Here is a 21,504-nt window from a genome sequence, read left to right as displayed (position 1 = left end):
CCGGGCTCAGCCCGCGTCGAGCGCGCGGAAGGTGATCCCGGCCTTGACGAGCCGGTCGATGAGCGCGTCGCCCATCGCGGCGGCCGTCGTGACCTGCCCGGACGTCGCGGGCAGATCGTCGTGGGCGAGGCACAGCGCCGACTCGGCGAGCATCTTCGCCGTCTCAGTGTAACCGGGGTCGCCGCCCGCGACCTCGGTCACGACGCGCCTGCCGCCGCCCTCCCCGACGAACTTCACGCTGAACCAGTTGCGGGCGCGCCGCTCCTCCGACGGCCCGTCCCCGGGCGTCCGGAGCCGCAGCAGGAGGCTGCGGGTCGGCGGGAGCGCGGCGAGGGCGAGCAGGGCGCCCGAGCCCGCCGCCATCCCCGCCGCGGTGGCGAGCCGCTTGACCGCGACGTAGTGGCCGTAGGAGAAGTCGGGCCCGTACCGGTCGAGGGCCGCGGCCGAGCGGACGACGATCCGCGGGTCGATGGTGGGCAGCGGGAGCGTCCAGCCGCCCCCGACGCGGGCCTTCGGCGCCGGGCGCCGCGAGATCCGCACGGTGCGCCCGGCGGGGCGGTCCTCCACCTTGCGGCGCTCGCGCTCGGCGCGCACCATGCCGGCGGCGTCGCCGAAGATGCCGACGGCCGAGTGCAGGGTGCCGCCGGAGGCGTCCCCGCGCACCCGCAGGAACCCCTCGACGTGCAGGGGGACGCCCTCCGGGAGCTGCTTGACCGTGAAGTAGGCGCCGAGGTCGTGCGGGATCGAGTCGAACCCGCAGGCGTGCACGATCCGGGCCCCGCTGCGCACCGCGGCCTCGTGGTACTTCACGTACATCTGGTCCACGAACGTGGGCTCGCCGGTGAGGTCGACATAGTCCGTGCCGGCGCGCGCGCACGCCGCCACCAGGGGCTCGCCGTACTTGACGTAGGGGCCGACCGTCGTGATGACGACCCGCGCCGACTCCGCGATCTGCTCGATCGACGCCGCGTCGGTGGTGTCGGCGTGCAGCAGCGGCAGCTCGGCGCACGCCGGGTCGAGTTCCGCCAACCGGTCGCGCACGGCCGCCAGCTTCGCCTGGTTGCGGCCCGCCAGCGCCCAGCGCGTGCCGGGCCCGGCGTGCCGGGCGAGGTACTCGGCGGTGAGGGCGCCGGTGAAGCCGGTGGCGCCGAACAGGACGACGTCGTACGGGCGGTCGGCGGTCATGGAGGCCCCTTTCACGGTTTCGAGCACGATTTTGTCGCGTCGGCAGCCGTTCATGCGTATCGGCCCGCCGATGTGAGGGACCGCACTCGCGGAGGGCCGCACTCCTCTAGGGTTGCTCCGATGATGCGGATGGTTGTCGGTACGACGGGACTCGCCGTGGCGATGGACGTCGCCGCCGCAGGCTTCCTCGTGACCTTCGTGGTCCTGCTGGCGCGCCGGAGCACCGCCCCGTCCGGCGAGGGCGGGCGGTCCGCCGCGATGATCCTGATCGCGGTCAGCCTGGGGCTGCTGTCGGTGTCCCTGTGGAACCTGCCCTAGCCGCATCGGGGCCCGCCGCGGCGGGGCGCCAGCCGGGCGCGCCGAGCAGGTGCCGGACGAACAGCAGCGTCGTCGCGGTCGGCGCCGCGCCCGCCACCGCGTGCCACGGCCGGTCCAGCGGCATCCCCGGCGCGTCGACCACCACGAGCCGCCCGGCGTCCAGCTCCGCGCCGACGGCGTCCCGCGAGACCAGCGCCACGCCGAGCCCGGCCGCCGCGCCCGCGATCACCGCGCCGTTGGAGCCGAGCACGAGCCGCGGCGGCGCCGCCTCCCGTTCGGCCAGGTAGGCGTCCGCGCTCGCCCGCGTCCCCGACCCGGGCTCGCGCATCACCCACGGCGTGCGGGCCAGGGCGAACCCCGCGGCGAGATCCGGCGCGCCGACGACGACCAGCTCGTTCGGCCGCCTGGCCAGCACGGTCGCCGCCACGCCGGCCGGCGGGCGGCCCGCCAGTACGAGGTCGGCCTCGTGCGCGGCGAGGCTGCTCCACACCTGGCGGCGCGGCCCCACCTCCAGGGCCAGCTCCACGTCCGGCCAGCGCGCCCGGAACGAGGCCAGCAGCTCCGGGAGGACCTGGTCGGCGGCCGTCGTCACCGCCGCCAGCCGCAGCGGCCCGCGCCCCGGATCGGCCGCGCCGCGCGCCGCCGCCCGCCCCTCCTCCAGCAGCCCGAGCACCTGCCGCGCGTACCCGGCGTAGACCGCGCCCGCGCCGGTCAGCCGGACGCCGCGGCCCTCCCGCGAGACGAGCGGGACGCCGAGCTCCCGGGTCAGCGCCGCGACCGCCGCCGACACCGCCGACTCGGTCACGTACAGCCGCCGCGCCGCCGCCCGCACCGACCCGGTGTCGGCGAGCGCGACCAGCGCCCGCAGTCGCGCCTCCGTCACGTCCCGCCTCCTCGTTCAAGCGAATGCTTGAACGTCAACGTAGAACACTTGATGGACACCGCAAGTGTCAGGAGGCGATTCTCGGACGCGTCACGGTTCCACGTGGCCGGGACGCGGCGCTCCACCCCGAACCCCTGGGACATGCCGTCCTCCACCGGGGCGGCGCGCCGCGTCCCGCCACGTCCAGGCTTCGGCTGAAGGAGAGCGGCGATGAGCGCGGGCAGATGGTCGGCGGGCGTGATCCCCTACGCGGAGATGGGCTACTGGCGCCCGGACTACGAGCCGAAGGACAGCGACATCCTCGCCGCCTTCCGCATCACGCCCCAGCAGGGGGTGCCGCCGGAGGAGGCGGGCGCGGCCGTCGCGGGCGAGTCGTCCACCGCGACCTGGACGGTCGTGTGGACCGACCGGCTCACCTCCTACGAGAACTACCAGGGCAAGTGCTACAAGGTGGAGCCCGTGCCCGGGCAGGGCGACCAGTTCATCGCCTACATCGCCTACGACCTCGACCTGTTCGAGGAGGGCTCGATCGCGAACCTGACGTCGTCCATCATCGGGAACGTCTTCGGGTTCAAGGCGCTGAAGGCGCTGCGCCTGGAGGACATGCGGATCCCGCCCCACTACGTGAAGACGTTCCAGGGCCCGGCGCACGGCATCGTCATGGAACGCGAGCACCTCGGCAAGTTCGGCCGCCCCCTGCTGGGCGCGACCGTCAAGCCGAAGCTCGGCCTGTCGGCCCGCAACTACGGCCGCGTCGTCTACGAGGCCCTCCGCGGCGGCCTCGACTTCACCAAGGACGACGAGAACATCAACTCCCAGCCGTTCATGCGCTGGCGCGACCGCTTCCTGTACTGCATGGAGGGCGTCAACCGCGCGCAGGCCGCGACGGGCGAGGTCAAGGGCCACTACCTCAACGTCACCGCCGCGACGATGGAGGACATGTACGAGCGCGCCGAGTTCGCCAAGGAGCTCGGCAGCGTCATCGTGATGATCGACCTCACCATCGGCTACACGGCGATCCAGTCGATGGCCAAGTGGGCGCGCGGGAACGGAGTCATCCTCCACCTGCACCGCGCGGGCCACTCCACGTACACGCGGCAGAAGACCCACGGCGTGAACTTCCGCGTCATCGCCAAGTGGATGCGCCTGGCGGGCGTCGACCACATCCACGCCGGGACGGTCGTCGGCAAGCTCGAAGGCGACCCGAACAGCGTCCGCGGCTACTACGACACCCTCCGCCTCGACCGCGTCGAGGCCGACCCGGTGAAGGGCCTGTACTTCGACCAGGAGTGGGCGTCGATGCCGGGCACGATGCCCGTCGCCTCCGGCGGCATCCACGCCGGGCAGATGCACCAGCTCCTGCACTACCTGGGCGAGGACTCCATCCTGCAGTTCGGCGGCGGGACGATCGGCCACCCGATGGGCATCGCCGCCGGCGCCGCCGCCAACCGCGTCGCGCTGGAGGCGATGATCAAGGCGCGCAACGAGGGCCGCGACTACCTCGCCGAAGGCCCGGACATCCTGCGCGCCGCCGCCAAGCACAGCCGCGAGCTGGAGGTCGCCCTGTCCACCTGGGGCGACATCACCTTCACCTACGAGTCCACCGACACCCCCGACGCCGCCCCGACCCCCGTGAGCGTGTGACATGCGGATCACCCAGGGAACCTTCTCCTACCTGCCCGACCTCACCGACGAGGACATCGCCAAGCAGATCGCCTACGCCCTGGACCAGGGGTGGCCCTGCTCCGTCGAGTTCACCGACGACCCCCACCCGCGCAACTCCTACTGGGAGATGTGGGGGCTGCCGATGTTCGACCTCACCGACCCGGCCGGCGTCCTGTACGAGGTCAACGAGTGCCGCAGGGCCTACCCGGACCGCTACGTCCGGCTGAACGCCTACGACGCCCGCTACGGGCGGCAGACGACGGCGCTGTCGTTCATCGTCCAGCGCCCGGCGGAGGAGCCCGGCTTCCGGCTCGACCGCACCGAGACCTCCGACCGGCGCGTCCGCTACACGCTGCACCCCTACGCCCTCGACCGTCCCGAGGGAGACCGCTACGGGGCGGGACGTTGAGCGGACACCCCGACCCGGGGACGCGGCAGAGCTTCGGGATGCGGCGGAACGGCTCCCCGGCGGACCTCCAGGAGGCCCCCGCCGCGGAGCCGCTCCCCGCCGGCGCCCGCGTCGACCTCGCCAAGGAGCGCGCCGACTCCGAGATCGACGCCGTCCTGGCCGCCCTGGACGCCGAACTCGTCGGCCTCGCCCCCGTCAAGACCCGCATCCGGGAGATCGCCGCGCTGCTGCTCGTCGACCGCGTCCGGGCCCGGTTCGGCATCGAGTCGGGACGTCCCAACCTGCACATGTGCTTCACCGGCAGCCCCGGGACGGGCAAGACGTCCGTCGCCGTCCGGCTCGCCGAGCTCCTGCACCGCCTCGGCTACGTCCGCCGCGGCCACCTGGTCTCCGTCACCCGCGACGACCTCGTGGGCCAGTACGTCGGCCACACCGCGCCCAAGACCAAGGAGGTCCTGAAGCGCGCCATGGGCGGCGTCCTGTTCATCGACGAGGCGTACTACCTGTACCGGGCCGAGAACGAGCGCGACTACGGGCAGGAGGCCATCGAGATCCTCCTCCAGGTCATGGAGAACCAGCGCGACGACCTGGTGGTCGTCCTCGCCGGCTACAAGGACCGCATGGACTCCTTCTTCGCGTCCAACCCCGGCATGAGCTCCCGCATCGCCCACCACATCGACTTCCCCGACTACGAGCCCGGCGAGCTGGAGGTCATCGGCCGCCTGATGATGGACCGCGAGGGCTACGCCCTGGCCCCCGAGACCGAGCCGGTCTTCCGCGACTACCTGGCCCGCCGCCGCGCCCGGCCCCGCTTCGCCAACGCCCGATCCGTCCGCAACGCCCTAGAGCGCGCCCGCCTGCGCCACGCCAACCGCCTCCTGGCCCACCCGGGCGAGGTGGACCGCGAGGCCCTCACCACCCTCCGCCCCGAGGACTTCCTGACCAGCCGAGTCTTCGAGGGGGACCACCCGGGCTGACGGCGGCCCCACCCGAGCCGTCCACCGACCGCGGTGCGGCGGGTGCCGGAGGCCCCGGCACCCGCCGCACCGCAGTGGATACTCTGTCTGAGGACATGTAGAGGTGGGGGAGAATTTGCTTAACCCAGAGGATCTGTACGAGCTCGACTCCGACCTGCCGGAGATGACGGGTCCGGTGCTGCTGCACAGCCTGGACGGCTTCGTGGACGCGGGGTCCACCGGGCAGCTTGTGCGGGAGAACCTCCTGGAGGCGCTGGAGCACCGTGTCATCGCCCGCTTCGACGTCGACTCCCTGATCGACTACCGGGCGCGCCGGCCGCCGATGACGTTCGACCGCGACCACTGGGCCGCTTACGAGGCGCCCGAGCTCGTCGTCCGGCTGCTGCACGACGAGGTCGGCAGCCCGTTCCTGATGCTGTCCGGCCCGGAACCCGACCGGCTGTGGGAGGGCTTCACCGCGTCCGTCCTGCATCTGGTGGAGCGGCTCGGCGTCGGGCTGGTCGTCGGCTTCCACGGCATCCCGATGGGCGTCCCGCACACCCGCCCGGTCGGCACCACCTCGCACGCGACCCGGCCCGAGCTGATCACCCGCAACTCCTGGTTCGACAAGGTGCAGGTGCCGGGCAGCGCCGCGGGGCTGCTGGAGCTGCGGCTCGGCGAGGCCGGCCACGACGCCGTCGGGTTCGCGGTGCACGTCCCGCACTACCTGGCGCAGTCCGCCTACCCGTCCGCGGCGGTCGCCGCGATGGAGGCCGTCGTCTCCGCGACGGGGCTGGTCCTGCCGGTCGACGGGCTGCGGGAGGCGGCCGCCGCCACCGAAGCCGACATCGCCGAGCAGGTCGACGGCAACGACGAGGTCGAGAAGGTCGTGCGGGCGCTGGAGCAGCAGTACGACGCGTTCGCGGGCGCCGCCGAGCGCGACAACCTGCTGGCCGAGTCGCAGGACATGCCGACCGCCGACGAGCTCGGCGCGCAGTTCGAGCGGTTCCTCGCCGAGCGGGAGGGCCCCGACTCGCCCGCGTAGACATTCCCCGCGGGGAGACATATCCCGTCCGGCGCTGGGTACGCGAGCCCCGGAGGGAGGTCTCGCATGGGCCAGAAGGTGAACGAAGTCATGACGCCCGCGCCCGTGGCGGTGTCCCCGGACACGACCCTGGTCGAGGTCGGGGACCTCATGCGCCGGCACGGCATCGGCGACGTCCTGGTGGTCCACGAGGGGCGGCTGCGCGGCCTGGTCACCGACCGCGACATCGTCGTCCGCGCCGTGGCCGAGCACCGGGACATGTCCCGCACGGCCGTCGCCGAGATCTGCAGCACCAACCTGATCACGATCGGGCCCGGGGCGGGCGCCGAGGAGGCCGTGCGGCTGATGCGGGCGCACACCGTCCGCCGCCTCCCGGTCGTGGACGGCGACCGCCCGATCGGCATGGTGTCCATCGGCGACCTCGCCGTCCAGCGCGACGAGCGCTCGGCCCTCGCCGACATCAGCGCCGAGCCGCCCAACACATGATCACGCTGAGGCTGCCGGACGCGGAGCTGGCCGGCGACCTGGACATACCGGACGGCGCGCGGGGCGTCGTCCTTTTCGCGCACGGCAGCGGCAGCTCGCGGCACAGCCCCCGCAACCGCGCGGTCGCCGACGGCCTGAACGCCGCCGGGCTCGGAACGCTCCTCATCGACCTGCTCACCGAGCCCGAGGAGGAGGCCGACCGGGTCACCGCGGCCCTCCGCTTCGACATCGACCTGCTCACGCGACGGCTCGTCGGCGCGGTCGACGCCCTCACCGAAGGGCTCGAATCCGCCCCGCACACGGCGGGCGTGCCGATCGGCCTGTTCGGGGCGAGCACCGGCGCGGCCGCCGCGCTCGGCGCCGCCGCGGCCCGCCCCCGGATCGCCGCGGTCGTCTCCCGCGGCGGGCGTCCCGACCTCGCGGGCCCGGCCCTCGCGCGGGTCCGGGCCCCCGTCCTGCTGATCGTCGGCGGGCGCGACACCGAGGTGCTGGAGCTGAACGCGCAGGCGCACCGGAGCCTCGCCGCGTCCGAGACGCATGTGATCTCCGGGGCGGGCCACCTGTTCGAGGAGCCCGGAGCCCTCGAAGAGGTCACCGCGCAGGCGGCCGACTGGTTCACCCGGCACCTGTGATCCGCGACGAGGACGTCGCCCCCGTGCCGCCACGGACAAACGCTGTTCGGGCAGAGGAAAGAACCACGGCACTCTGCGACGCTGGACTTGCTGCTCGACACCGGGAGGACGGCAAATGAGCGAGGCGTACGACATCGTCGAGGCCCACTACGCGGCCTCGGCCCGCGGCGACCTGGACGGCATGGTCGAGAAGTTCGCCGACAACGTGGCGTGGACCGAGATGGCCGGATTCCCCTACGCCGGCACCTATGTCGGAACGGACGCCGTCAAGGCCGGGGTGTTCGGCCGTCTCGGCGCGGAATGGAAGGGCTTCAGCGCCGACCCCGACGAACTGGTCGACGGCGGCGACGGGACCGTCGTCGCGATCGGCCACTACTCGGGCACCTACCGCGCGACCGGCAAGGGGATGCGCGTCCGGTTCGTCCATGTGTGGCGGGTGCGGGACGGGCTGATCACCGGCTTCGAGCAGTTCACCGACACCCACCTCGTCCGCGAGGCCATGGCGTGAGCCGCCGCCCCGTCCGGGACTGGCACGAACCCCGCCGCCCCCTGGGGCGGCTTCAAGTCCGCGGCTGGGGCCGCGAGATGGGCCCCTACGCCCTGGACGCCTACACCGAACCCAAGGGCGTCTGGATCCACCTGCCCTCCTGACCCGGCCGCTTCGCGATCGCCCCCATGAACCAGGTACGCTTTCCCGGCAACGCGGGCGCGTAGCTCAGGGGTAGAGCACTCGCCTTACAAGCGAGTGGCCGCAGGTTCGAAACCTGCCGCGCCCACCAGCCAAAAGACCCCGTTTCCGATCTTGGAAACGGGGTCTCGTGCCATTAGCGTGCCATTAGCCCACGATCGCGAGCGCTCCGGCCGCTCCATCGTCGTCATCCTGGTCGGCTTTGTTGATCTTGTCGTCCATCGCTCGGGCGATCGCCCGGTTACCGCCCGCCGTCCGGTGCTGGTAGATCAGCGCAGCCCGCACGCTGTCATGTCCCATCCGCTCCATGAGGTCGCGCAGCGTCGCGCCGGACTCGGCCGCGAACGTGTTGCCCGTGTGCCGGAGGTCATGAAAATGCAGGTCAGGCACGCCCAGCTTGGCCACGGCCTCACCCCACTTGGACGCCCGCCGGAAGTTCGCCCGCCGCAGGACACCGCCGCGCTTGCCAGTGAAGATCAGCGCTTCGGGCTCCGGATCGGTCAGGTTGCCGAGATGCTGCCGCAGCTCCGGGATGATCGCTTGGGGGAGTGCCACCGTCCGCAACCCCGCCCGCGACTTTGGCGGCCCGATGACCAGCTCACCCGTGTCCAACTCGACTTGCGCTTGCCGGACGGTGACCGTCCCGGCGTTGACGTCGAGGTCCATCCGACGCAGCGCGACGACCTCACCCCACCGCAGACTTGCGAACGTGGCGAGGAGGACCAGGGCGCGGAGATGCTCCGGCATCATCTCGGCCAGCTTGAAGACTTGGGCGACGGTGAGAACCGGCCGCTCGTCCGGCTTCTCTTCGCCGGCACCTTTGATCCGGCACGGGTTGCGAGCGATGATCATGTCATCGGTCGCCGTCATGAGCACGGCGCGCAGCAGCCGATACGCCTTCGCCACCTCCGACGCACCCACGCCAGCATCGATCAGAGCGGCCCGCCACTCACGGACGGTCGCTGTGTCGATCTTGCCGAGTGGCAGATTGCCGAGATACGGAGCGATGTGACGGCGGAGAAGGCCCGCGTAGATCTCGACCGTGCGCGCACGGAGTTCCGGCCGCTCTTTGATCCACTTGGCCGCGTACTCGGAGAGCTTGACCTTGGCGCGTTGCGGGTCCGTCCAATCGCCCGTGACTAGCTTCGCTTCCAGGAGCGAGAGCTGCCGTTCCGCCTCACGCTTGGTGGGGTAGGTCGTTCCGGCCGAGCGCATCTTGCCGTCCGGCCCCAGGTATCTGACTTGGAAGCGCCCCGAGGGCAGTTCGCGGATGCTGCCGAACCGGCGCTTGCCCTGTCTGTTAGCCATCAGGCGGCCTCTCTGCTCTGAGTTGCCGGAAGTTCGGGGGTGTCGTTCTGTGTCGCGGCGTCGAGCTGGCGGCGCCGTTGGATGCGTTCGTTGATCAGGTGCAGGAGCCGTGCTTCGGTCGGCTTGACGTCGGGATCGGCCGGGCCCGCGCGTTCCCAGACGTGGACAGCGGTGGGATCGGCCGGGTTGAGCACGGGGATTCCGGCCTCAGCCAGTCGCGCCAGGACCCACGCCTTACGGTCCGCCTTGTGGTCAGCGAGGGTTTTGCCGGACCACTTGCGGGAGACCAGGACGCGGCGGCCGCCGTAGCCGAGGTGTTCGCGTCGGTGTGCTTTGCCCTTGCAGAAGCCCGGCTGCATCCCCTTGCGGGGGTTCTTGGGCTGGATGCCGTAGCGCAGCCAGTTCGCGCACGTCGGTGAGCACGGCTCATAACGGAGCGCCTCGGCCATCCGGTCGACGTGCTCACGCTGCGCCGATGTCTCGGCGGTGTGGCATTCGGCGACGCCCTTGACGAGGTACTTGGTGAGGTAGCCGATGAGCTTGCGGGATTGGGGTGAGTCGGGCATGACGCCTTGTGCGTCGATCTGCCGCCCGAACTTCACCACGTGAAAGGGTTCGGCGTCTTCGTCCAGGCCGAGCGCGTCCAGCGCGTCATCCCAGGTTGGGAGAACCGCGCCCGTGGTGGGGTCGAGGTAGCCTCCGCCGTTCTCGCCCGCCACGTCGTCCCAGACCGGCAGGTGATCCCCCTCGAAGACCACGCGATCGGTCGAGGGCCACCACACCTGGTGATACGTGGCCGCCACGACTTGGCGCAGTTCGGCGCGGGAGATGGTTCCGCGAATGGCCATGTGCAGGTGGGGCGCATGCCGTCGTTGGGGTTCGACGGTGGCGAAGTACTGGACGTCGTAGCCGACGAACCGGCGCAGGTTCTGCACGAACCGATCGACCAGCTTGGAGAAGTGGAGCGCGTCCCGAGCCGCGCGCGTGTAGTCGTAGCCGTTCGGGTCGACCGGTGTTCCGTCGGAGCGCACCCGCCCGTAGGAGTCCAGTGTCAGGGTGAGGAAGATCGAGGGCCGGAACGTCTTGCCGTCCTTGCCCGTGTAGACCTTGCCGAGGGTGCGGGAGTCGACCGGACGTCGAGGAAGGTCGGGGGCGTCCTGCCGCCGCCGCGTGGAACGTGTCCGCCGACCTTTGCTCTCATCCCCGGACTTGAGTGCGCCGCGGACTCCGGTGCGTTCTAGTTCGTTGTCCAGGTCACGGACCACGGCATCCCAGAACCCGACGTCTTCCCCGTCCGCCGAACCCTCCTCGGCCGCCTTGTCACGGGCCGCAGCCGCTTGCGCCCGAAGTTCCATCCACGCGCGCTGCTCGTCGTTCGGGTCGGCGCGCGTGATGACCGGTTCCTCGGTCAGGTGCCAGCCCTGGGAGCACTGCACGGCCCGCAGCTTGCGCTTCCGCTCAGCGCACGACGGGCACACCGAGGCCAGCGTGTGACCGCACGGCACGTATACGACCTCGGCCGCACCAGTGTTGAGGTCCACGCGCCGCATAGGGACGGGCCGGATGCACACGCCGTGTTCGACCGCGACCGCTTCCAGCACGCCCCGCGCCAGGGGAGGAAGCGTCTTGACCACCGCGCCCGTCTCCGAGCCCGCGCCAGCCGGAGCCGACTCGGAGGGCGAACCGTCGAGGGTCAGTTGCACCGTCACGCCGCCTCCACATCAGGGAAGCCGAGCGCCACCATGTCGCGGATGTCGTCATCGGAGACATAGGCCGCCCGCACCCGCACGGGGTCAGGAGTCGTCTCCAGCCGGACGAACCCCACCCCCGCCCCGATCTCAGGGATGGGCGAGATCTGATCGGCCAGGGCGCCACGGTCGCGGGCCCCGTCGCCGAGGACCATGTCGACCTGCTCGTCTTCATCGAGGCGCAGGGCGATGCGGTCGGGGAACAGGTTGCGCAGGTTGTTGACCTCTTTGCGCGCATCCTGTTGCGCGCCGATCACGCAGTACCCCACCGACCGGCCCTGACTGGTCAGCACGGCAAGCGCCGACTCGGCCCGCTTTCTCAAGTCCCGTTCGGGGCAGTACGCGGTCAGGAACGCCAGCTCATCCACCAGGACCACCCGGAACGGGTGCTCACGGGACGGCGTGAACGATCGGGTGAGGCCGGCGAAGCGTTCGGCGCGGGCGTTCATGTCCTCGGCCGCCGCTTCGAGCAGGTCGACCATGCCGCCCTTGGGATCGTCGCTGTAGCGCCCGTACCGCTCGAACAAAGCACGCCCAAAGCTCAGTTCCATGCGCTTGGGGTCTACAGCCCAGACCTCTACCAGGCCCGCGAGCATCAGCGGCAGCAGCGCGCGGATGGTCGACCAGATCACTGACCCCTTGCCCGAGCCCGTCGCGCCCGCGATCAGAACGTGAGTCCCGAGCAGGCGTAGCCGCCAGGGCGAGCCGTCCTCTTGCCGTCCGATCTCCGCCCCGGACAGGTCCACCGCGGATGCGTCGGGGATGGGCAGCGCAGGGATGGGGACGGCGAGGGCATCGCGGCGGACGAACTCCAACCAGATACGTCCCGGACGGTCCCCGATTCGGACGCGGACGAGGGCAGCGCCGAACCCGTGCGCGAGGTTGGGAGTGACGTCCTCCCAGGCGTCGGGAGCCTGCCCTTTGAGCATCGTCACCAGGACGCGGTCGGACGTCGGGCCGCAGCGGACCCGCACGAGGGAGGGCAGGTACTCGCGACCCTTGTGGACTTTGGTCAGGCCCGCTGTGACGAGGACGGGTTGCCAGTTCCGCCGGTAGACCGTGACGAGTCGCCACCGGGCCAGGGCGGGACGACCCACCCACCGCACGAAGGACGGACGGTCCGCCAGCACCCACCCGGACAGGCCCAAGACGGCGGGGGCCAGGACCACGACGGGGACCGTCCATCCGAACCGGTAGCCGAGCCAGCCCAGCCCGGACAGGACAGAGACGGGGACGATGTTGCGGACCAGGAACACCACCGTCCGGACGATGACCCGGACGAGGTTGACCAAGAGCACGAGCCCTTCGGGCATGTGCCACACCGGAGGCGCCCACTTCGGGGCGGCGAACGGGTCACGCTGCGCCTCTACGGCGACGTTCTCACCAGGGCCGAGCTTGCGGAATTCCCATGCCATGATGGGTTTCACCTCTTCTATGCGCTGTTCAGCGGGGAGGGGAGAGCGGGGCGGCCGGAGGTACCAGCTCCAGCCGCCCCACCTGCTTTCAGGCCGCCGACTCGCGGGGCGTCGAGGTGCCGTTGAGGGTGTGGAGCCGCTCCACCTCGGCCGCGTACCGCCCGAACAACTCCGCCAGACGGCGCGCGGTCACCAGGTCCTCGGCGGTCGGGGATTCGGGGTTGGTCGGCGTGATGGTCACGTTCGCGCCAGCGTGAATGAACGCGATCTGCGCGCGGTGACCGCCGTCCGAGCAGTAGACCGACATCTGCCGGTCCGGGATCAGGTGGACCGAGATGTGCGAGGTGCCGTCCGGGTCCACCCTCACCGTCGTGAAGCTGTACGAGGTCTCCATCACGCCGCCTTTCCCTTGCCCGAGGACCGGCCCGACGAGGGACGACGACCGGACCGGTACAGCCGCTCCACCTCCACCGCGTAGGCCGCAGCCTGGGAGGCCAGGCCCCGCGCGAACTCCACGTCACCCGCGCTGACACGCTCGGGGAGGGTCAGGGTGACCAGCACCCGACCGGCCGAGACCGTGAACAGCGGCGTACGCGCCCGGAACGGCTTGAACTCCACCGACGCCCCGGCATCGATCGGCAGCGACAGCGCCGACATGCGCCCGCCCGCCATCAGGCCGCATCCTTTGCGGCCGCGCCGTTGTCCTTGCTCGTCGTGCGTCCGCCGCCCTTGAAGTTGGCCGGGAGGACCGCCGACGCCTTGAGGCTGTAGGCCAGCCGCCCGGTACCGGAGTTGACGTAGGGCGTGACCGCCAGCCCCTCGAACTCCACCGGCACGAACGGGAACCCCGCCGGAGCCTCCGGGACGATCGGCTGAACGGGCGCGGTCAGCTTCACCTTGAACGTCCCCTTGGACTCGGGGTCGCCGTCGACCACTTCCACGGCCCACACCAGTTCGCCGGTGTCCTTGTCTCGCGCCTGGACGAAGGTCTCCTTGGTCGAGGCGTCGAAGTCGCGGACCGCCTCCACACCGCCCTTGACGAACGCGCCGAGAGGGAACATGTCCCCGAACGCGACCTTGAACGGACCCTTTACCGCCATTGCGGCACCTCCAGATGTTCACCCGTCCGCTTGTCCGGACGAGTGCATGTCTAGAAAGTACCTCAGCCACTCGACCGGACAACCTTACAGAAGAGTGACCTGCATCACATCTTGCGTATCGGCAGGTCAGGGAGATTGGGTCATTCGGGGACGCTGTAGACGTCTTCCAGCTCATGCAGCGATCCGGGCATCACGACCTCGGCGACGAACCGCACCGCATCCGAGGCGTCATGCAGCCCAGCCAGCACCGACAGCACCGGCTCAGACTTCTTGATCTGCAAGAGGTGGGGTTCGTCCCCTGCGGGAAGGCGCGCGGTCATGCGCTCGGAGATGTGATCGATGCGCAGGCCCTTGACCGTGCGCAGGTGCGCCCGCAGCCCCACCGGAAGCGCCGCATCCTTGTCCAGGTCGGTCCCGTACACCAGCTCTTGAGGGAACCAGCACGTCACCACCTCCGAGGCGATCCCGTCCCGGACCGTCACCAACCGCCGCGCCACCACACGCCCACTGTCCCCGCCTAGCAGGCCGACGACCGCAGTAGGCGCATGCTGCAATCCGACGTCGACCAGCGTGACCCCGGCCGCGGTTTCGGGTTGGTCCAGCACCGCCAGGCCCGGACGAGCAGGCCGCGCCGACGACGAGGGCCGGCCTTTGACGTACGAGCCGCGCCCGTGCTCGCGGATGATCCATCCGTCCTGCTGGAGCATCTGGAGCGCCCGCACCACCGTGGTACGCCCCACCGCGAACTCCCGCACGAGTTGAGATTCCGAGGGCAGCATGGCGCCGGGGGCGTAGTCCCCGTTCTCGATCCGGCGGCGCAACTCCAGCACCACCCGCGCGTACTTGGGGGGCTCGAACTCCAAACCCGACATGACGACCACCTGACGACTCTGGCGCTTGACCGCATAAGCGCACTTCACCGCACAGTAGCGCCCATGCGCGCCTACGTCACGACTACCGGGCCGCCCCGACCCGCACCTATCGCGGCTTTAGCCCACGGCAGCAAGGGATGCCGACCGCCGGGAAGCTCACCCCAGTCTTGGCACCGAGAACCCTGCCGCCAGCAATACCGCATGCACTTCGCCGACTCCCCGCGCGCCCATCAACCGCACCTCGTGCAGGTCACGCGACCACAGCAGGTCCAGCAGGTCACCCACCGTCGTGGCAGTGCAGTTCCGATCGTTGCGCAGGGCGTTGCGGACCCTGGTCGACAACTGCAAGCACGCCAGCGGACACGCCCGAGACAGGCGCCCGCCTTCATGCCTGTGCGCACCAAAGCCCGCATCGGCAGGAGCAGCAGGCAGCCCGGACACCCGCCGCGCCTCCACCAGCAGGGCCAGCAAGTCACCGACCGTCCACACCCCAAGACACGTGACCGGGCATTCAGTCCCGATCCGGTCGTGCCCCACCGCATGCGGCCCGCCCTTGCTCGGCCCGCTCGTCATCTCGGCCACGTCCAGCCCCGCGCGGTGACGATCGCCTCCCGCAACTCGCTCGGACTCTTGGCCTCCACCAGGAGGTGCTTACCGCGGACCCGGACCACGGCCCACCATGCTTGGGTGACGGTGCCGTACCAGGCCACCACCCCGGAGAACTCCCGCTCGATCTGCGCCGTCACCGGCCGTCGACTGATCTCCGGCGACATCGACGCCGCCGCCACCCATGAAACGCCCATCATTCGCACCCGCCCGACACCTCATCCGGCGAGCTGGCGAAGGGGACGGCCAGCACCCGCGCGATCCGCTCACCCGCGAACGCGATGTTGGCCGCCGGGCACAGCGGTTCCAACTCCGAGAGCGCACGGCGGTCCGGCCCCGACCAGACCCACCACCACCACAACGCGCCCCGGTGAGTGCGGCACACCACCTCCTGCCGCAGTCCCGGACTCAGCGCCCGCGCCCGAGGATCCCCAACGTCCGGTTCACCGGCCGGGTTGCGCGCCCGCACCGCGCCCTGGTCGATCACCTCGGCCGCCAGGCCCCGCCGCTCCAGGTCGGCCACCAGCGCCACAGCAGCCGACTGCCGCACTACGCCAGCCGCCCACGTACTCACCTCATCACCCACAGCCACCACCTCCACAGGGAAGAAGAGAGCGGGACCGGCGAACGACGGCCCAGGGGCGCACCACCACCCCTGGCAGGAACGACCGCACCGCGCCGGGCGATCGCACCCGTATCCGCCTGACCGCCTACGCCGGCCCCGCAGCTTTCTGGACTACGCCGCGCGCTCCTCACGCACCGGCGTGCACCACCGACACGGCTTGCGGTCCACCGGCGATCCCGAACCACTTGGCAGTCCCACTAGGACCGCGCGCCGAGGATGGATGAACTTCCACCCCCGGCCACCACAGGACCCGCAGTCCGGCTTGCCCGCATCTTGCTGCTGCGTCATGCCGCACACGATCCGCCACGGGCCCAGCTCAGGCCCATCCCCAGGCGGTATCTCACAGTGGGATATACGCTCGGCAACGTCTGGTCACACGGAGGGAGGACCCATGCCGAGACGGGCTTCAGACCCGATCGTCATCCCCGATGAACTGTGGGAACGCCCGCAGATGATCCAGGCCCTGACTGCCCGCGAAATCGGGACCGTCTTCCATCTACTGGGCCAGTACGCAGGCGCGACTCAAACTCAGATTGCGATCGCTTGTGGCCTGACCCAGGGCAGGGTCAGCGAGCACATGAAGGAGGGCGGGCGCCGCGTAACCAAGCTGTACCTGTTCGAGCGCATCGCCGACGGCCTCCAGATGCCCGACAACGCCCGGATGGCCCTCGGTCTCGCACCCCGAACCCGCCCCGGCGTACCGGCACCCAGGACTCCCGAACCACAGGCCCGCACGGGGATCGTGCTCACCGAACCCAGACCGACCGGAGCTGACCCGTCCGACCCCGCTACCACGACGGACCTCTCCCGGCTGACGCGATGGCTGACGACCAGCGACACGGCAGACGAAACGATCGAGAGCCTTGCCCGCTCAACCACGTCACTCGCCAGTGCACACACCCAGGTCCCTGCGAAAAGCCTGCTGTCCCAGGTGCTTCGCCTTCACCGTCGCACGCAAGACCTGTTGGAAAGCAGCCGGCCCCGCCCCCGCCACACCCGCGAGCTACTGCGCATTGACGCCGATCTCTTGGCACACGCAGCCGTGATCTTCGGTGACGTCAACCTCGACCACCACGCCGAGCAGTACGCAGCCGCCGCCCTCATGCTCGCCCGAGAAGCCGGCACCAACGAGGCGTTCGCCTGGTACGCCCAAGCCAAAACGGCCCGATGGCAAGACCGCCTCATCGAAGCCGCCGACTTCGCCCGGCAAGGCTACGAAGCCAGCCCGCCGACACCGATGAAGACGCAACTCGCCTGGTATGAGGCCAATGCCGCCGCACTCCTAGGAGACCAGACCAGAGCCCGCCAGGCCGTCAAGCGCGCCGAGCAGTCAGCCGAGACCATTCACGACCGCCCCACCGACCGCTCCGTCTGGTCATTCCCCACCGAGCGGCGCGCCCTCTTCGCGCTAGCAGTGGCCACCCGAACAGGCGACCCGGATGGAGCCCTCCAGGCCGCCGAGATGGCGGATACCGCATGGGCAGCAGGCGCACCCGTCGCCCCAGCGATATGGGCTCAGATCCGCGTTGGCACCGGAGTAGCTCACCTACTCAAAGGCGACCTCGAAGGCACCGCCGAACAACTCGCCCAGCTGCTCACGCTCGACCCCGGCATGCGCCTGACCACCGTCACGCGCTACGTCGCCGACCTAGACCGCCGACTCAGCCATCCCCGCTACCGAAACACCTCTCTAGCCATCCAACTCAGAGCGCAAATCCGCGACTTCAACGCCGCCGCCCTCACCGACGACCCTGACATGGAGCGCTCATGAGCCCCCTGCCCACACGCATGATCAACCGCTGGGAGAACCGCGAGGAGCCCGGCCCCGGACGGGGCACCCTCTATTGGCACATCCTCGTAGGCGACCACGCCGAAGCCCGCGACCTCGCCAAGACCGCACAGAAGCGACTCGCCGGCTTCCAGGGCCTCCACATGACACCAACCGAGTGGCTCCACATCACCACTCTCGTAGTCGGCTCTACCGACGAGATCACCACCATGCAGCAACAAGACATGCTCGCCGCCGCTTCCGAACTCCTCGCCGAAATCGCTCCCATCGACGTAACGCTCGGCCGAATCTTCTATCACCCCGAGGCGATCGCCGCTGAGGTCCATCCCATAGACCCTTTGAGGAAGATTCGCAACGCCGTCCAGACGGCCACACTAAAAGTGACAAGTCGCGAAGGCCGCACTGAGGGCCCCACCCAATGGGCCCCACACATGACACTCGCCTACAGCGAAACCGAGCAACCCGCCGCGCCACTCATCACTGCACTCGGCCGAGAATTGTCGACCATTCGCTCATTCAAGATCAACGAAGTAACTCTTGTCGACCAGCAAGGCCCAGAACGCAACTGGAACTGGCACCCAGTAGGAAGCGCTTCTTGTCTCGGCCACCGCTAAGTCGTCATGGACGCTACTAGAAAGCATGAACTTGACTCAATGCCGAACGCATGCCCTCTGGCTCATGCTTATCTAGGACCATTTTCTCAATTATCAGATTCCGAAAGACTGGATAATTGGCGCCAGTTACATGCAGGTCCACGAAACGCTTCAAAACATCTCGGCCCGGAAATTCCCTAATCCAAGCATCGGTTTTCAATGCTTCTGTCCATTTCACCCTGAAGCTCTCCTCGCGCTCTCGAAGTTTAGCAATATCGCGATACTCTGTTCCGAGCTTAGCAAGGCGATCAATAGATCCTTTGATCGAGGGAGCCAAATCTTCAGAAGGCCTTCTAGAGTCCGGCGCCGCATTGATGTTGATCGCGCGTACGAGCGAGTTGTTTATCTCCTCCCGAAGTTGTCGCACAACTAGCCCATCAATAAGTTTGCTAGCGCTGTCGCGAAGCGCGGTCAACACCTCTCGTTCGTTTGAGAAGAACTTTCGATCAAGAGTCACATCAAGAACCAGCTTGATATACCTAGGTTCTAGCAGGTAGTTCTCGATGTGATAGCGATCCCAAGTGAAGACATTTCGTCTCAAAGGAACGTCAGCAACATCCATATCCTTATCGGTAATTGCGAAAAAGCGTTCAGTCAATCCGGCTCTATTGGCAACATTCTCTAGAGCTTCATACAGATCCCGAACTCGCTTTTTTGGTCCTCCCGGAACCACATTGACATCACTATAAAACCTCGGAAACAAGGAAGCTATGATCTTTACATCGACTTCGACGTCTCCGCCGCCTTCAACAATGACTACTTTCGCCCGAGGTTTGTAGGCAGCCAAATCTCCTACGATCTCAACGACTGCCTCATCAAGGCGATCCGAGGTCTTTACCTCCAAAGCCTGATTATCATGGTGACCAGTTGGACTGCTCATGTGGTAAACGCTAAAAGCTTGATTTCCGACAGCCTGTCGGAGCAGGGCATCAGAATGGGTAACAAGCCAAATCTGATTGTTCAGTGCACGACCCAAGTGGGCATGGTAGAACTCAACTAGCCCCTGCAACATTCTAGGGTTTAGGTGAAGCTCCGGTTCATCGAGCAAAAGTACAGAATTGCGAGGAGATGAACTTCTGAGTCGAAGGTATCCATGAATAAGCTCCTTCTCACCGGAGCTCAATTCATCGATATCGTGCTCCTCTCCTGTGATTAGATGGACGGGAAAATTAAGTCGCCCGTCTCCACCCGGTACGGGCCCCGAAAATGACTTATCGGGGAAAAAACTGCGGAACATTTCACTGAGAGTTTTTGGCAAGTCATCAGTTGACGTAGAGCCGCTCTTTTCTGCAATCAGGCCTAGCACATAACTCGCGGCAAGTTCTGCCTTAATATTCTTATATTTCTCGCGCCAATTGTACAAAGTCTGCTGTTTTTGTCGCTGAATTGTAGACTGCAAGTTGAGGTCAACTGTACCAACAACTTCACGCTCATAAGTTCTTGATGCACTATGATAATCAATTATTCCCAGAAATTCAGGCATATAAGTACGGAATATAGTCTCTATAATTAGTGAGGGGCGAGGTGTCATAGGCGAGTTCGGCTTGATAACGAGTTTGCCTATGTGAATCTCGTTTTCCATTTCTCTTCTTATTTCACCTGCAATTTGGGCTACTTCTCTATCGATATTCTCCGCCAATCCGTCGCGTTGACTGATCAGAGTGGCATAGGTATTCGAATCATAGTTCTCGCCTATGTGTCGTTTCCAAATAGAAGGCCACAGAAGGTTCTCGACGTTATTCTGTAGATAATTTCTCTCGTTCTCTGTTAGTTCAAAATCAACTTCTATTACTACGGGTCGCTCCTTATTTCTAAATAGGCGAGAAAGTCCTTCAAAGTTTGAGATATCAATGCCGAACTCACCAAACCACATTTGCCATTCATTATCTTGATATCCGCCGTATACTGATTTCAGAAGCCTGATGGCATCGAGCACACAACTCTTCCCACACCCATTTGGTCCAGCAATGACGACCAGGTCTTTCAAGTCTTTTGCTTTGAATTCATCGATCCCGCGAAAGTTTTCGATCTCCACTCTTCTCAGAAACACTTGAGCCTCCTTGCATCGACTGGTAATCCAGTCCGCTAGCGTACCGGTCGATACTCCGCCCGTCGTGTTGTCTGCCGAATTGGGCTGTTTAGGATCAAGGGGCGGCGGCGCTCGGGCCGCTGCGCGGCCCCGCGCCAGGCCGCCCGGAGCGTGCGGCGTGGGCGCCGGTCACCGGACGGCCGCGCCGGGCCGCGCATCGTGCCGCCGCCGCTCCGTCCGCCAGGTGCCGGCGGTCACCAGGGCGCGCCGCCGCCCATCTTCCCCGCGCGTGGCCGAGGTCTTTCTGCCTCCGGCGGGGGCACTCTGGCTCCGGGAAGAAGGGGCGTCTCCGTGACGGTCACCGAGGGTTGGGGTGTGGGCCTGAGCTTCCCGTCTGCCGTCGTCCCGATCGGAGATCTACCAGACCAGGGCCAGGGGGTGAAGGTCGTTCGTCCGGTGGGGCGCTCCACCTTCACCCCCTGGCCCTGGCCCGGCATCGCGGAGCACGGGACGACGGCAGACGGGAAGCTCAGGCGGGGGAGCGGTGCGCGTGCCACGCGGGAGGGCGGCCCCGTGCCACTTGCGTGCCAGTCGGGAGCGCGGGAGCTGTGAGGCGTGGCAGCTTAGGGCCTTGATCAGCCTGCGTGATCATGCCGCGCGTCCGTGCCATTCGCGTGCCATTAGGTCTGTGGACAAGGAGCGTGCGCCGTCCCGGACGGGTGGCAAAGGCCCAGGTGAGCGCCGTCCGGTTGATGATCACGGCTCCTTACAAGCGAGTGGCCGCAGGTTCGAAACCTGCCGCGCCCACCCACGTCAAGGCCATGATCCGCTCTCGCGGATCATGGCCTTCAGTGCTCTGAGTGACTACGGCTCCTGATTCCTTGCACCACCGGCGTCCGAATCGGCCAAGGGGCGGGTGCCGGCGGTGACCAGGCCGCGCCGCGGCACCCCCGTCATTGATCGAAGGAACCGTCGCGCTTCACACCCGCCTTATGAAGTGCGGCTTGGGCACGAAACCGAACGCGAGCGCACCGACGCCGCTCCTCATCGGGAGTGGCATCAGAGCACACGCAGCGAGCGGCCAGCCACTCC

The 21,504-nt window shown here is 67.9% G+C and carries 24 protein-coding genes and 1 tRNA gene; 12 read left to right on the top strand and 13 right to left on the bottom strand.

The window, feature by feature from the left end; translation table 11 throughout:
- Positions 1 to 6 precede the first annotated feature (6 nt).
- On the bottom strand, positions 7 to 1,185 hold the full coding sequence (locus BKA00_RS17105) for a saccharopine dehydrogenase family protein (protein ID WP_185026203.1): 1,179 nt from the start codon (positions 1,183 to 1,185) through the stop codon (positions 7 to 9).
- A gap of 120 nt (positions 1,186 to 1,305) precedes the next feature.
- Between BKA00_RS17105 and BKA00_RS17100 the strand changes: the two genes are divergently transcribed.
- Positions 1,306 to 1,503, top strand: a complete 198-nt coding sequence (locus tag BKA00_RS17100; protein WP_185026202.1) for a hypothetical protein — start codon at positions 1,306 to 1,308, stop codon at positions 1,501 to 1,503.
- On the opposite strand, the gene BKA00_RS17095 is transcribed toward BKA00_RS17100, so the two are convergent.
- Positions 1,460 to 2,386, bottom strand: coding sequence for a LysR substrate-binding domain-containing protein (locus tag BKA00_RS17095; protein WP_185026200.1), 927 nt, complete (start codon positions 2,384 to 2,386; stop codon positions 1,460 to 1,462). The genes BKA00_RS17100 and BKA00_RS17095 overlap by 44 nt on opposite strands.
- Positions 2,387 to 2,596: 210 nt before the next feature.
- Between BKA00_RS17095 and BKA00_RS17090 the strand changes: the two genes are divergently transcribed.
- From BKA00_RS17090 to BKA00_RS17050, 9 genes are all read left to right on the top strand, one after another.
- Entirely contained in the window at positions 2,597 to 4,030 is a 1,434-nt protein-coding gene (locus BKA00_RS17090; RefSeq protein ID WP_185026197.1) for a form I ribulose bisphosphate carboxylase large subunit, read from the top strand.
- Position 4,031: 1 nt separating this feature from the next.
- Positions 4,032 to 4,460 (top strand): ribulose bisphosphate carboxylase small subunit, encoded by a 429-nt coding sequence (locus tag BKA00_RS17085; protein WP_185026195.1) that lies wholly within the window; start codon positions 4,032 to 4,034, stop codon positions 4,458 to 4,460.
- Positions 4,457 to 5,437 (top strand): CbbX protein, encoded by a 981-nt coding sequence (gene cbbX / locus BKA00_RS17080; RefSeq protein ID WP_230298713.1) that lies wholly within the window; start codon positions 4,457 to 4,459, stop codon positions 5,435 to 5,437. Before BKA00_RS17085 ends, cbbX begins: the two co-directional genes overlap by 4 nt.
- Before the next feature lie 115 nt (positions 5,438 to 5,552).
- A complete protein-coding gene (locus BKA00_RS17075; RefSeq protein WP_221493189.1) occupies positions 5,553 to 6,461 on the top strand; it encodes a proteasome assembly chaperone family protein in 909 nt (302 codons plus the stop codon).
- A 66-nt stretch (positions 6,462 to 6,527) separates the two neighbouring features.
- On the top strand, positions 6,528 to 6,947 hold the full coding sequence (locus BKA00_RS17070) for a CBS domain-containing protein (protein ID WP_185026193.1): 420 nt from the start codon (positions 6,528 to 6,530) through the stop codon (positions 6,945 to 6,947).
- Entirely contained in the window at positions 6,944 to 7,579 is a 636-nt protein-coding gene (locus BKA00_RS17065) for a dienelactone hydrolase family protein (protein ID WP_185026191.1), read from the top strand. Before BKA00_RS17070 ends, BKA00_RS17065 begins: the two co-directional genes overlap by 4 nt.
- Positions 7,580 to 7,694: 115 nt before the next feature.
- On the top strand, positions 7,695 to 8,087 hold the full coding sequence (locus BKA00_RS17060; RefSeq protein WP_185026189.1) for a nuclear transport factor 2 family protein: 393 nt from the start codon (positions 7,695 to 7,697) through the stop codon (positions 8,085 to 8,087).
- Positions 8,084 to 8,230, top strand: coding sequence for a hypothetical protein (locus tag BKA00_RS17055; protein WP_185035385.1), 147 nt, complete (start codon positions 8,084 to 8,086; stop codon positions 8,228 to 8,230). The genes BKA00_RS17060 and BKA00_RS17055 overlap by 4 nt, the downstream gene beginning before the upstream one ends.
- 53 nt (positions 8,231 to 8,283) lie before the next feature.
- Positions 8,284 to 8,358: transfer RNA gene (locus BKA00_RS17050), tRNA-Val, on the top strand.
- A 56-nt stretch (positions 8,359 to 8,414) separates the two neighbouring features.
- Here BKA00_RS17050 and BKA00_RS17045 read toward each other — a convergent pair.
- The 10 genes from BKA00_RS17045 to BKA00_RS17000 form a co-directional block, all read right to left on the bottom strand.
- Positions 8,415 to 9,575, bottom strand: a complete 1,161-nt coding sequence (locus tag BKA00_RS17045) for a site-specific integrase (protein ID WP_185026187.1) — start codon at positions 9,573 to 9,575, stop codon at positions 8,415 to 8,417.
- A complete protein-coding gene (locus tag BKA00_RS17040) occupies positions 9,575 to 11,284 on the bottom strand; it encodes a replication initiator (protein WP_338072143.1) in 1,710 nt (569 codons plus the stop codon). The genes BKA00_RS17045 and BKA00_RS17040 overlap by 1 nt, the downstream gene beginning before the upstream one ends.
- Positions 11,281 to 12,738, bottom strand: coding sequence for an FtsK/SpoIIIE domain-containing protein (locus tag BKA00_RS17035; RefSeq protein ID WP_230298714.1), 1,458 nt, complete (start codon positions 12,736 to 12,738; stop codon positions 11,281 to 11,283). The genes BKA00_RS17040 and BKA00_RS17035 overlap by 4 nt, the downstream gene beginning before the upstream one ends.
- Positions 12,739 to 12,826: 88 nt before the next feature.
- A complete protein-coding gene (locus BKA00_RS17030; protein WP_185026185.1) occupies positions 12,827 to 13,132 on the bottom strand; it encodes a hypothetical protein in 306 nt (101 codons plus the stop codon).
- Positions 13,132 to 13,410, bottom strand: a complete 279-nt coding sequence (locus tag BKA00_RS17025; RefSeq protein ID WP_185026183.1) for a hypothetical protein — start codon at positions 13,408 to 13,410, stop codon at positions 13,132 to 13,134. The genes BKA00_RS17030 and BKA00_RS17025 overlap by 1 nt, the downstream gene beginning before the upstream one ends.
- Positions 13,410 to 13,838, bottom strand: a complete 429-nt coding sequence (locus tag BKA00_RS17020) for a plasmid replication, integration and excision activator (protein WP_185026181.1) — start codon at positions 13,836 to 13,838, stop codon at positions 13,410 to 13,412. The genes BKA00_RS17025 and BKA00_RS17020 overlap by 1 nt, the downstream gene beginning before the upstream one ends.
- Before the next feature lie 140 nt (positions 13,839 to 13,978).
- Positions 13,979 to 14,710: a GntR family transcriptional regulator gene (locus BKA00_RS17015; RefSeq protein WP_185034355.1), complete on the bottom strand. Its 732-nt coding sequence runs from the start codon at positions 14,708 to 14,710 to the stop codon at positions 13,979 to 13,981.
- Positions 14,711 to 14,866: 156 nt separating this feature from the next.
- Positions 14,867 to 15,292, bottom strand: coding sequence for a DNA-directed RNA polymerase subunit alpha C-terminal domain-containing protein (locus BKA00_RS17010; protein WP_185026179.1), 426 nt, complete (start codon positions 15,290 to 15,292; stop codon positions 14,867 to 14,869).
- Positions 15,280 to 15,522: a hypothetical protein gene (locus BKA00_RS17005; RefSeq protein WP_185026177.1), complete on the bottom strand. Its 243-nt coding sequence runs from the start codon at positions 15,520 to 15,522 to the stop codon at positions 15,280 to 15,282. The genes BKA00_RS17010 and BKA00_RS17005 overlap by 13 nt, the downstream gene beginning before the upstream one ends.
- Positions 15,513 to 15,902: a hypothetical protein gene (locus tag BKA00_RS17000; protein WP_185026175.1), complete on the bottom strand. Its 390-nt coding sequence runs from the start codon at positions 15,900 to 15,902 to the stop codon at positions 15,513 to 15,515. The genes BKA00_RS17005 and BKA00_RS17000 overlap by 10 nt, the downstream gene beginning before the upstream one ends.
- A gap of 430 nt (positions 15,903 to 16,332) precedes the next feature.
- Between BKA00_RS17000 and BKA00_RS16995 the strand changes: the two genes are divergently transcribed.
- Complete coding sequence (locus BKA00_RS16995) at positions 16,333 to 17,712, top strand: NsdA family TPR-like regulatory protein (RefSeq protein WP_185026174.1); 1,380 nt, start codon at positions 16,333 to 16,335, stop codon at positions 17,710 to 17,712.
- On the top strand, positions 17,709 to 18,344 hold the full coding sequence (locus BKA00_RS16990; RefSeq protein WP_185026172.1) for a 2'-5' RNA ligase family protein: 636 nt from the start codon (positions 17,709 to 17,711) through the stop codon (positions 18,342 to 18,344). Before BKA00_RS16995 ends, BKA00_RS16990 begins: the two co-directional genes overlap by 4 nt.
- Before the next feature lie 16 nt (positions 18,345 to 18,360).
- Here BKA00_RS16990 and BKA00_RS16985 read toward each other — a convergent pair whose 3' ends face one another.
- Positions 18,361 to 20,433, bottom strand: a complete 2,073-nt coding sequence (locus BKA00_RS16985; RefSeq protein WP_185026170.1) for an ATP-dependent nuclease — start codon at positions 20,431 to 20,433, stop codon at positions 18,361 to 18,363.
- Positions 20,434 to 21,504 lie beyond the last annotated feature (1,071 nt).

Origin of the sequence: Actinomadura coerulea (assembly GCF_014208105.1) — a bacterium.
In the GTDB taxonomy this organism is placed as follows: Bacteria; Actinomycetota; Actinomycetes; order Streptosporangiales; family Streptosporangiaceae; genus Spirillospora; species Spirillospora coerulea.
This window is presented reverse-complemented; position numbering and strand designations above follow the sequence as displayed.

Coding starts and splice junctions, on each gene's coding strand:
- BKA00_RS17020 (WP_185026181.1), bottom strand. CDS start 13,838: ATGGCGGTAAAGGGTCCGTTCAAGGTCGCGTTCGGGGACATGTTCCCT.
- BKA00_RS17105 (WP_185026203.1), bottom strand. CDS start 1,185: ATGACCGCCGACCGCCCGTACGACGTCGTCCTGTTCGGCGCCACCGGC.
- BKA00_RS17070 (WP_185026193.1), top strand. CDS start 6,528: ATGGGCCAGAAGGTGAACGAAGTCATGACGCCCGCGCCCGTGGCGGTG.
- BKA00_RS16990 (WP_185026172.1), top strand. CDS start 17,709: ATGAGCCCCCTGCCCACACGCATGATCAACCGCTGGGAGAACCGCGAG.
- BKA00_RS17100 (WP_185026202.1), top strand. CDS start 1,306: ATGATGCGGATGGTTGTCGGTACGACGGGACTCGCCGTGGCGATGGAC.
- BKA00_RS17025 (WP_185026183.1), bottom strand. CDS start 13,410: ATGGCGGGCGGGCGCATGTCGGCGCTGTCGCTGCCGATCGATGCCGGG.
- BKA00_RS17085 (WP_185026195.1), top strand. CDS start 4,032: ATGCGGATCACCCAGGGAACCTTCTCCTACCTGCCCGACCTCACCGAC.
- BKA00_RS17060 (WP_185026189.1), top strand. CDS start 7,695: ATGAGCGAGGCGTACGACATCGTCGAGGCCCACTACGCGGCCTCGGCC.
- BKA00_RS17030 (WP_185026185.1), bottom strand. CDS start 13,132: ATGGAGACCTCGTACAGCTTCACGACGGTGAGGGTGGACCCGGACGGC.
- BKA00_RS17035 (WP_230298714.1), bottom strand. CDS start 12,738: ATGGCATGGGAATTCCGCAAGCTCGGCCCTGGTGAGAACGTCGCCGTA.
- BKA00_RS17065 (WP_185026191.1), top strand. CDS start 6,944: ATGATCACGCTGAGGCTGCCGGACGCGGAGCTGGCCGGCGACCTGGAC.
- BKA00_RS17090 (WP_185026197.1), top strand. CDS start 2,597: ATGAGCGCGGGCAGATGGTCGGCGGGCGTGATCCCCTACGCGGAGATG.
- BKA00_RS17015 (WP_185034355.1), bottom strand. CDS start 14,710: ATGTCGGGTTTGGAGTTCGAGCCCCCCAAGTACGCGCGGGTGGTGCTG.
- BKA00_RS17045 (WP_185026187.1), bottom strand. CDS start 9,575: ATGGCTAACAGACAGGGCAAGCGCCGGTTCGGCAGCATCCGCGAACTG.
- BKA00_RS16995 (WP_185026174.1), top strand. CDS start 16,333: ATGCCGAGACGGGCTTCAGACCCGATCGTCATCCCCGATGAACTGTGG.